This window comes from Aquibium sp. A9E412, assembly GCF_030398335.1.
In the GTDB taxonomy this organism is placed as follows: domain Bacteria; phylum Pseudomonadota; class Alphaproteobacteria; order Rhizobiales; family Rhizobiaceae; genus A9E412.
On record NZ_JAOAOP010000001.1, the window covers coordinates 266,399 to 272,706 of the forward strand.

At 73.4% G+C, this 6,308-nt stretch carries 5 protein-coding genes; all 5 read left to right on the plus strand.

What is annotated here, in order from left to right; all coding sequences use genetic code 11:
- Window positions 1–227 precede the first annotated feature (227 nt).
- From N1F89_RS01270 to N1F89_RS01290, 5 genes are read left to right on the plus strand one after another with little or no spacing between them, the layout of a single operon-like run.
- Complete coding sequence (locus N1F89_RS01270) at window positions 228–884, plus strand: cytochrome c3 family protein (protein ID WP_290080683.1); 657 nt, start codon at window positions 228–230, stop codon at window positions 882–884.
- Entirely contained in the window at window positions 868–3,849 is a 2,982-nt protein-coding gene (locus tag N1F89_RS01275; protein WP_290080684.1) for a Fe-S-cluster-containing hydrogenase, read from the plus strand. The genes N1F89_RS01270 and N1F89_RS01275 overlap by 17 nt, the downstream gene beginning before the upstream one ends.
- Window positions 3,842–5,233 carry an NrfD/PsrC family molybdoenzyme membrane anchor subunit gene (gene nrfD, locus N1F89_RS01280; RefSeq protein WP_290080686.1) on the plus strand — a complete coding sequence of 464 codons (1,392 nt, stop codon included), beginning with the start codon at window positions 3,842–3,844 and terminating at the stop codon, window positions 5,231–5,233. Before N1F89_RS01275 ends, nrfD begins: the two co-directional genes overlap by 8 nt.
- Window positions 5,230–5,757: a DUF3341 domain-containing protein gene (locus tag N1F89_RS01285; RefSeq protein ID WP_290080689.1), complete on the plus strand. Its 528-nt coding sequence runs from the start codon at window positions 5,230–5,232 to the stop codon at window positions 5,755–5,757. The genes nrfD and N1F89_RS01285 overlap by 4 nt, the downstream gene beginning before the upstream one ends.
- Complete coding sequence (locus tag N1F89_RS01290) at window positions 5,754–6,308, plus strand: cytochrome c (RefSeq protein WP_290080691.1); 555 nt, start codon at window positions 5,754–5,756, stop codon at window positions 6,306–6,308. Before N1F89_RS01285 ends, N1F89_RS01290 begins: the two co-directional genes overlap by 4 nt.

Genomic DNA, 6,308 nt, shown 5'->3' on the forward strand with positions numbered 1-6,308 from the left:
GCGGACCGGGCCCGTCGGTCGCGGGCTCCCGCACGTGTCATGCCTACGACGCGGCCGTTTAACGGGGCATCGCTGCGGGGTTAAACAGGTTAAACCGCCAGCGGCGGACGCAGCGGCTGGCGCGGCCCGCGCGCACCCTCTGCAACTTCTTCGTGAATGCGGGAACCGGCCGGCGGCGAGGCCGTTAGGCTCGAGCAGCATCCACCCGAACCGACGTTGGAAGGAGAATGCCGCAGCTCTTTCGTGCCAGGGCGAACGGGATCGCGCGGCTCTTGGTGTGGGGGGCGCCGGTTCTCGTCCTCGCCGTGCTCGCCGTGTCGGTCATGCTGCCGCGCTCCGACTTCGCCACGGGCAGCGGGCGGGCGCTCGCCCAGCCGGTGCCCTTCAGCCACCAGCACCATGTCGACGGCCTCGGCCTCGACTGCCGCTACTGCCACGATGCGGTCGAGACCTCCGCCTTCGCCGGGCTGCCGGCCACCGAGGTGTGCATGACCTGCCATTCGCAGCTGTGGACCGAGGCCGAGGCGCTCGCCCCGGTGCGCGCCAGCCTGGCGAGCGGCGAGCCGCTGCGCTGGCAGCGCGTCAACAGCCTGCCCGACTTCACCTATTTCAACCACGCCATCCACGTCGACAAGGGCGTCGGCTGCGTCACCTGCCACGGCCCGGTCGAGGAGATGCCGCTGACCTGGCAGGCCAAGCCGCTGACCATGGGCTGGTGCCTCGAATGCCACCGCGACCCGGCGCCCAACCTGCGGCCGCCCGACGCGGTGTTCCGCACCGACTGGACGCCGCCCGACGACATCCACGCCGTGCGCGCGGCGCTGATGCAAGAGCTCGACATCGATCCGGAGACCATGACCGACTGCTATGTCTGCCACCGCTGACCGCTCCGCCCGCCGCGCCGCGCTCGCCGCCCTCGGCCAAGCCGGCCGCGACGGCCGGCCCTGGCGCAGCCTCGACGAGCTCGACGCCGACACGGCGGCGCGGGCCGTCGAGACGGCCTTTCCCGCACTCGCCGACCGGGCCGGCGCGACGCTCGACCGGCGCACGCTGCTCAAGCTGATGGGCGCCTCGCTCGCCATGGCCGGGCTGACGGCGTGCGGCGAGGCCGAGCAGATCGTGCCCTATGTCCGGCAGCCGGAGAACGTGGTGCCCGGCCGGCCGCGCTTCTTCGCCACCACACTGCCGAGCGACGGCTACGGCATCGGCGCGCTGGTCGAAAGCCACGAGGGCCGGCCGACCAAGGTGGAGGGCAACCCCGACCACCCCGCCTCGCGCGGCGCCACCGACGCGGTGATGCAGGCGGCGGTGCTGGCGCTGTTCGACCCCGAGCGCTCGCGCACGCCGCTTCACCAGGGCCGGCCCGCCGGCTACGCCGCCTTCCTCGCCGCCGTGGCCGATCTCCGGCGACAGCGTGCGGCCGGCACGCGCCGCGGGCTGGCGCTCATCGTCGAGCCGACCACCTCGCCGACCGCCAAGGCGCAGATCGCCGGTCTGCGGCAGGCCCTGCCCGGCCTGCGCGTCTTCGTGCACGACCCGCTCGGCACGTCGGCGCCGGGCGCCGCGCTCGAAGCGGCGAGCGGCCGCGCGCTGGTGCCGGTCCCCCGGCTCGAGCGGGCGAGCACGCTGCTCAGCCTCGACGACGACGTGCTCGGCGAGGGGCCGGGCCGCCTCGCCCATGCCCGCGCCTTCGCCGCCGGCCGCCGGGTGCGCCGGCCCGGCGACGCCATGAACCGGCTCTACGCGGTGGAATCGACGCCGACGATCACCGGCGCGGCGGCCGACCATCGCAAGGCGGTGCCGCCGGACGGCGTGGCGGCGGTCGCCCGCGGCCTGCTCGCGCTGGTCGACGGCGGCGCGGCACCCGACGGGCTGCCGGTCGCGCCGGACTGGCTCGCGGTGCTGGCCGACGACCTGCGTCAGGCCGGCGACCGGGCGCTGGCGATGGCCGGCCCGCACCAGACGCCGGCCGTGCACGCGGCGGCGCTGGCGCTCAACGCCAGGCTCGGCGCGACCGGCCGCACCGTCGCCTACATCGCACCGCCCGATGCGCTCGAGGCCGACGGCGAGCTGGCCGATTTCTGCGCCGCGGCCGAGGCCGGCGCGTTCGACGCGGCATTCGTGCTCGACACCAATCCCGTCCACACCGCGCCGGCCGACCTCGACGTGCCGGCCGCGCTCGCGGCCGTCGACCTCGTCGTGCACAGCGGCCTGCATGTCGACGAGACGGCGCGGCACGCCGACTGGCACGTGCCGGCCGCCCATCCGCTGGAAAGCTGGAGCGACCTGCGCGCCTATGACGGCACCGCCTCGCCGGTGCAGCCGCTGATCCGGCCGCTGTTTGACGGCCGCACGCAGCACGAGATCCTCGCCGCGCTGGCCGGCGACTTCGAGAGCGGGCCGCGCGCGCTGGTCCGCGCGACATGGGCCGACCGCGACGAGCCGGCCTGGCAGGCCGCACTCAAGGCCGGCGTGCTGCCCGACACCGCGGCCGCGGCCGTCGCGCCGCCGGCCGCGCGCCTGCCCGACGTCGGCGGCAGGCCGGCCCCCGCGGCCGGCGGCGGCCTGACGCTGCGCTTTCGCGCCGACCCGTTCCTGCGCGACGGGCGCAACGCCAACTCGGCCTGGCTGCAGGAGCTGCCGCAGCCGCTGACCAAGCTGGTGTGGGGCAACGCGGCGCTGCTGTCGCCGGCGACCGCAGCACGGCTCGGCGTCGACAACGGCCAGATGATCGCCATCGCCGAGGGCGGCCGGCGGATCGAGGCGCCGGTCTGGACGACGCCCGGCCAGCCGGACGAGACGGTGACGCTGACGCTCGGCCACGGCCGCTCGCACGCCGGTGCGGTGGCGGCGCTGGCCGCCGGCTACGACGCCTTCCGGCTGCGCCGGACGGCCGCGCCCTGGATGGCGCGCGGCGCCGAGGTGACGCCGCTCGGGCAGACCGGCCGCCTCATCACCACGCAGCACCACCAGGCGATGGAGGACCGCGACGTGGTGCGCCACGCCACGCTCGCCGCCTTCCGCGACGACCCCGAGGTGATGCACGCCGGCGAGCCGCCGCCGCCCGACGAATCGCTCTATCCGGAATGGGAGTACCCGCACCAGGCCTGGGGCATGGCGATCGACCAGACGGCCTGCATCGGCTGCATGGCCTGCGTCGCCGCCTGCCAGTCGGAGAACACCATCGCCACCGTCGGCCCGCAGGAAAGCGCCCGCGGCCACGAGATGCACTGGCTGCGCATCGACCGCTACTACGCCGGCGAGCCGGACGACCCGCTGACCCTGTTCCAGCCGGTGCCGTGCATGCATTGCGAGAAGGCGCCGTGCGAGCCGGTCTGCCCGGTCAACGCCACCGTGCACACCCATGACGGGCTCAACGCGCAGGTCTACAACCGCTGCATCGGCACGCGCTACTGCTCGCAGAACTGCCCGTACAAGGTGCGGCGCTTCAACTTTCTCGACTACCAGCCCTTCGACCCCGGCGAGGCGGGGCCGCAGCAGGCGATGCGCAACCCCGACGTCAGCGTGCGCTCGCGCGGCGTGATGGAGAAATGCACCTACTGCGTGCAGCGCATCAGCGCCGCGCGCATCGACGCCAAGATCGACGAGCGCGAGATCGCCGACGGCGCGGTGGTGACCGCCTGCCAGCAGGCCTGTCCGACGCAGGCGATCACCTTCGGCGACCTCAACGACCCGCAGGCCGCGGTGGTGGCGGAGAAGGACTCGCCGCTCGACTACGCGCTGCTGGCGCATCTCAACACGCGGCCGCGCACCACCTATCTCGGCCGGCTGCGCAACCCCAACCCGCGCCTTGCCGAGACCGGAGAAGGCGACGGCGGCCATGGCTGAGACCGCCCGGCCGGACGGGGAACGCGAGCCGGCGCGCCCGCCGGTCATGGTCGGCCGGCACGACCTGCCGGAGATCAGCGAGCGGATCGGCGCCATCGTGCTCCGGGGCGCGCTGCCGCGCGGCTTCTGGCTCGCCTTCTTCGGCCTGTTCGTGCTGGTGCTCGTGTTCCTGTATTCGATCACCTATCTGGTCTCGGTCGGCGTCGGCGCCTACGGCATCAACATCCCGGTCGCCTGGGGCACGATGATCTCCAGCTTCGTGTGGTGGATCGGCATCGGCCACGCCGGCACGCTGATCTCGGCCGTGCTGCTTCTGCTGCGCCAGCCCTGGCGCGCCTCGATCAACCGCTTCGCCGAGGCGATGACGCTGTTCGCCGTCGCCATGGCCGGCCTCTACCCGATCCTGCATCTCGGCCGGCCGTGGTACTTCTACTGGCTGCTGCCGCTGCCCAACACGCACATGCACTGGCCGCAGTGGCGCAGCCCGCTGGTCTGGGACTTCGCCGCGATCGCCACCTACGGCGTCGTCTCGCTGCTGTTCTGGTACATGGGGCTGCTGCCCGACCTGGCGGTGCTGCGCGACCGCGCGCGCAGCCGCGGCCGGCAGCTCCTCTACGGCATCCTGGCGCTCGGCTGGCGCGGCTCGGCGTTCCACTGGGCACGCTTCGAATCGAGCTACTACATGCTCGCCGCGCTCGCCGCGCCGCTCGTCGTCTCGGTGCACTCGATCGTGTCGATCGACTTCGCCTACGCCATGGTGCCGGGCTACCACTCGACCATCTTCCCGCCCTACTTCGTCGCCGGTGCGCTCTATTCCGGCTTCGCCATGGTGGTGACCATCGCCATCCCGCTGCGCCGCGCCTTCTCGGTCGAGGACCTGATCACGGTGCGCCACATGGACAACGCCGCCAAGATCATGATCGCGGCCGGCATGATCGTCACCTACGGCTACGTCTCGGAGGCCTTCTTCGCCTGGTATTCGGGCGAGAGCTACGAGCGGCGCATGATGTGGAGCCGCGTCGTCGGCCCGTATGCCTGGATGTTCTGGGCGATGATCGTCTGCAACGCGGTGGTGCTGCAGGCGCTGTGGTGGCGCCGCGTGCGCCGCTCGATGCCGGCGCTGTTCGTCATCGCGCTCGCCATCAATGTCGGCATGTGGCTCGAGCGCTACGTCATCGTGGTCAGCGGGCCGAGCCGCGGCTACCTGCCGGCGGCGTGGAACGACCAGTCGCTGACCTGGCTCGACTTCGGCATCTTCTTCGGCTCGCTCGGCACCTTCCTGGCGCTCGTCTTCCTGTTCGTGCGCGTGCTGCCGGCGATCACCATCTTCGAGGTCGGCGAGCTGGCGCACGAGAGGCGGCAGGCGCAGGAGGGGACGCGATGAGCCGCTACGGCCTGCTCGCCCGCTTCTCCGGGCCCGAGGCGCTGAGCGAGGCGGCGCGGCGGCTGCGCGAGCGCGGCTATCGCCGGATCGACGCCTTCTCCCCCTTCCCCGTGCCCGGCCTGGCGGCCGCGCTCGGCATGCGCGGCACGCGGCTGCAATGGGCGGCGCTCGCCGGCGGCCTCCTCGGCGCGGCGGCCACCTACGCGCTGATCCTCTATTCGGTGGTGATCGACTATCCGATCAATGTCGGCGGCCGCGCGCTCAACGCCTGGCCGGCCTATCTGGTGCTCGCCTTCGAGGGCGGCATCCTGGGCGCCGCGCTCGCCACCTTCTTCGGCATGCTCGTCGGCAACCGGCTGCCGGAATACCACCATCCCGTGTTCAACGCGCGCACCTTCTCGCACGCCGCCGGCGGCGGCTTCTTCCTGCTCGTCGAGGCCGCCGACCCGCGCTTCCGCGCCGAGGAGACGCAGGCGCTGCTCGCCGCGCTCGGCGCCGAGCATGTCGAGGAGGTCGCGCCGTGAGATACCGCGCGCTGCTGGCGCTCGCCGTCGCGCCGCTGCTTTCCGCCTGCGGCGAGCAGGAGATGGCCGACATGCCGCGCTACGAGCCGCTCGAGCCGGCCGAGACCTTCGCCGACGGCATGTCGGCGCGGCGGCCGGTGGCCGGCACCGTGGCGCGCGACGCCGACCTCGCGCCGGTGCCCGACAGCGTGCCGCAGCCGGTGACGCGGGCGCTGCTCGAGCGCGGCCGCCAGCGCTTCGAGATCTACTGCGCCCCATGCCACAGCCGCACCGGCGACGGCGACGGCATGATCGTCCGGCGCGGCTTCCCCGCGCCGCCGAGCTTCCACAGCGAGACGCTGCGCCGGGTCTCCGACCGCCACATCTACGACGTCATCACCGACGGCTACGGCGTCATGTATTCCTACGCCGCGCGCGTCATGCCGGCCGACCGCTGGGCGATCGTCGCCTATGTGCGGGCGCTGCAGCTCTCGCGCCACGCGCCGGCCGCGGCGCTGCCGGACGACCTCAAGGCCGGGCTCGAGGCGGCCGGCACGGAGGACCGGCCATGA

Bases quoted from the DNA above. Each gene is read 5' to 3' on its own strand.
- N1F89_RS01270 (WP_290080683.1), top strand. From the start codon at position 228: ATGCCGCAGCTCTTTCGTGCCAGGGCGAACGGGATCGCGCGGCTCTTG.
- N1F89_RS01275 (WP_290080684.1), top strand. From the start codon at position 868: ATGTCTGCCACCGCTGACCGCTCCGCCCGCCGCGCCGCGCTCGCCGCC.
- nrfD (WP_290080686.1), top strand. From the start codon at position 3,842: ATGGCTGAGACCGCCCGGCCGGACGGGGAACGCGAGCCGGCGCGCCCG.
- N1F89_RS01285 (WP_290080689.1), top strand. From the start codon at position 5,230: ATGAGCCGCTACGGCCTGCTCGCCCGCTTCTCCGGGCCCGAGGCGCTG.